Source organism: Natronomonas sp. (assembly GCF_036625485.1).
GTDB lineage: Archaea > Halobacteriota > Halobacteria > Halobacteriales > Haloarculaceae > Natronomonas.
Genome location: NZ_JAZKTR010000237.1, coordinates 1 through 2,672, shown reverse-complemented (window position 1 = coordinate 2,672; position 2,672 = coordinate 1). Strand labels below are relative to the sequence as shown.

The window sequence follows — 2,672 nt, the reverse complement described above, 5'->3', positions numbered from 1 at the left end:
ACCCGCCCGTGAACCACGCGTTCTCCCCGGTGAATCGGGCGGCCAGCGACACCTCGGTCCCGGTCGGTTCGTAGGTGCCGTAGAAGGCGCCCTCGTAGGTGTAACAGCGGAGGCGGTCGTCCCACTCCTCGGGATGCGGGAAGTCGCAGTCGACCTGCTGGAGGTCGTCTTTCGGTTGCAGGGTCGGTTCGTTCTCGAGCGCCTCGCGCGTGTCGATCTCGTCCTCGCTGGCGATATCCAGGTCGATGTTGAACGGCCGCGATTCCGGCTGGAGTTCGTCGATACCGATCTCGAGCATCGGCCCGCGGTCGGTATCGACGACGGCGTAGGACCACTCTTCGGGGCGGAGGCCATCACCAGTGACGGCGTCGGAAAACACCGATTCGCCGTCGAGGACGGGAACCGGCAGGTACAGCGTGACGTCCGAGACGGGCGCCGTCGGATTGACGTCGGCGCCGTAGTAGTAGGTGCTGGTGACCTCACGCTCCTCGCCGAAGCCGAGACAGCCGGCCGTCGCCGCCGTCGTTGCCGCTGCCGCGCCCGCCAGCAACTGTCGCCGGCTCAGACGGCTATCCTCCGCACGGTTCCGCATCGGGGAGCCGTCGGTTCTATTAGAATACATCTGTTGTCACTCTATTACTTGTTTTCTCCCCGAGCCCATTTTATTATACAGGTGAGTCCAAGCAACCGGGACCCACTCGCTCGGTCGTTCGTTAGGCTAAAGCGTTCGCGCTCGAACAACTGGAGCAATGACCGCACAGACCGCCGAGCAACGAGATCTCGCGGCCGTCATCGGGCTGGAGGTCCACGTCCAGCTCGAGACGGAGACGAAGATCTTCTGTGGCTGTTCGACGGAACCCGCCGACGACGAGGAACCGAACACCCGGACCTGTCCGGTCTGTCTCGGCCTGCCGGGCGCGCTGCCCGTCCTCAACGAGGGTGCCGTCGAGGCGGCCGTCAAGGTCGGCAAGGCACTGGATTCGTCGATTCCCGAAGAGACCCGGTTCCACCGGAAGAACTACTACTACCCCGACCTGCCGAAGAACTTCCAGATCACCCAGTACGACGCGCCCGTCTGCGACGGCGGCGAACTGGAGTTCAGCGTCGCGGGCGAGACCAGAACCGTCGGTATCGAACGCGCCCACCTCGAGGAGGACCCCGGCAGCCTCCAGCACGCTGGCGGCTCCATCGACACCGCCGACTACACCAAGGTCGACTACAACCGCGCCGGCACGCCGTTGATGGAGATCGTCACTGCGCCGGACTTCCGCGGCGCCGAGGAGGCCCGTGCCTTCCTCGCCAAGTTGACCGAGGTCCTCGAATACCTCGGCGTCTTCGACGTAACCCGCGACGGGTCGCTCCGCGTGGACGCCAACCTCTCCATCGTCGACGCCGAGGAAGTCGGTGACGGCGGCGAGATCAGCGAGGCGGTCCTCGAATCCGCCAACCGAACCGAGGTCAAGAACATCTCCAGCCACAAGGCCGCCGAGAAGGCGCTGGCCTACGAGGAGACCCGCCAGAAGAACGCCATCCAGCGCGGCCGTGAGGTCGAACAGGAGACCCGCCACTGGGACGAAGCCCGTGGCGTCACCGTCTCGATGCGTTCGAAGGAAGAGGAGAAGGACTACCGCTACTTCCGGGAGGCCGACCTGCCGCCGCTTCGCGTCTCCGACTGGAAGGAGCGGATCGACATCCCGGAACTGCCGGACGCCCGCCGCGAGCGTTTCACCGACGAGTACGGCCTCGATTCGGAGGACGCCTCGAAGCTCACCTCCACGAAGCAGGTCGCGGACTTCTACGAACGGGTCGCCGAGGAGTTCGATCCCCAGCTCGCCGCGACGTGGGTCGCCGACAACCTGCTCGGCGAACTCCACTACCGCGACATGGAGATCACCGACGTCGAAGAGCGCCTCGACGAGTTCGCCCGCCTCGTCGAGTTGGTCGCCGACGACGAGATCACGGTCAAGAACGCCGAGGAGATCGTCCTCCGGCGGATGCTCGACGACGGGATGGCCCCCGACGCCATCGTCGAGGAGGAAGACCTCGGCAAGACCGGCGAAGGCGAGGTCGCCCGAGCCGTCACCGAGGCCATCGAGGAAAACCCCGAGGCCGTCGAGGACTACCACGCCGGCGAAGACGGTGCCCTGAACTTCCTCGTGGGACAGGTCATGGGGAAGACCGGCGGCAGTGCCGACCCCGGGACCGTCAACGAACTCCTGCGCGAGGAACTGGCCGAGTGAGATGAATCCCGGCGAGAAGGTCGACCCGATAGCGGTCCGGTCGACGGCGGTCTCGGTCGCCAGCGACTACCCGGCGGCGGGCAGCAGTTTCTCCTACCAGCAGGCCGCGGCGGTCCACGACTACGTCGACCGAACCATCAGTTACGTGCCCGACCCGCGCTCGCGGAACTACATCGCACCGCCCGAGGAGACGCTGGAGACCGGCGCCGGCGACTGTGACTGTCAGGCCGTCCTCGTCGCGTCGCTTCTGGAGGCCATCGGCGCGACGACGCGGCTCGTGGTCACGGAGGCTCCCGACGGGAGCCGTCATATGCTCCCGCAGGTGTACCTCGCCGATGAGAGCGACGACACGAGCGCGGTCGCCGACAGCCTCGCGACGTTCTATACCGAACGCGCCCTCGACCCGAACTGGTACAGTTTCGAGACCGACCG

At 66.0% G+C, this 2,672-nt stretch carries 2 protein-coding genes and 1 pseudogene; 2 read left to right on the top strand and 1 reads right to left on the bottom strand.

The window, feature by feature from the left end; all coding sequences use genetic code 11:
• Positions 1-592: pseudogene (locus tag V5A53_RS14425) on the bottom strand (hypothetical protein); the annotation flags it as partial.
• A gap of 157 nt (positions 593-749) precedes the next feature.
• Between V5A53_RS14425 and gatB the strand changes: the two are divergent.
• Together gatB and V5A53_RS14415 are read left to right on the top strand one after the other, a co-directional pair.
• The gene (gene gatB / locus V5A53_RS14420) at positions 750-2,240 is read left to right on the top strand and encodes an Asp-tRNA(Asn)/Glu-tRNA(Gln) amidotransferase subunit GatB (protein ID WP_332314306.1); all 1,491 of its coding nucleotides are present in this window, start codon (positions 750-752) and stop codon (positions 2,238-2,240) included.
• A 1-nt stretch (position 2,241) separates the two neighbouring features.
• Positions 2,242-2,672 (top strand): transglutaminase-like domain-containing protein (locus V5A53_RS14415; protein WP_332314305.1); only part of this gene is annotated, 431 nt, incomplete at its 3' end.

Coding starts and splice junctions, on each gene's coding strand:
- gatB (WP_332314306.1), top strand. CDS start 750: ATGACCGCACAGACCGCCGAGCAACGAGATCTCGCGGCCGTCATCGGG.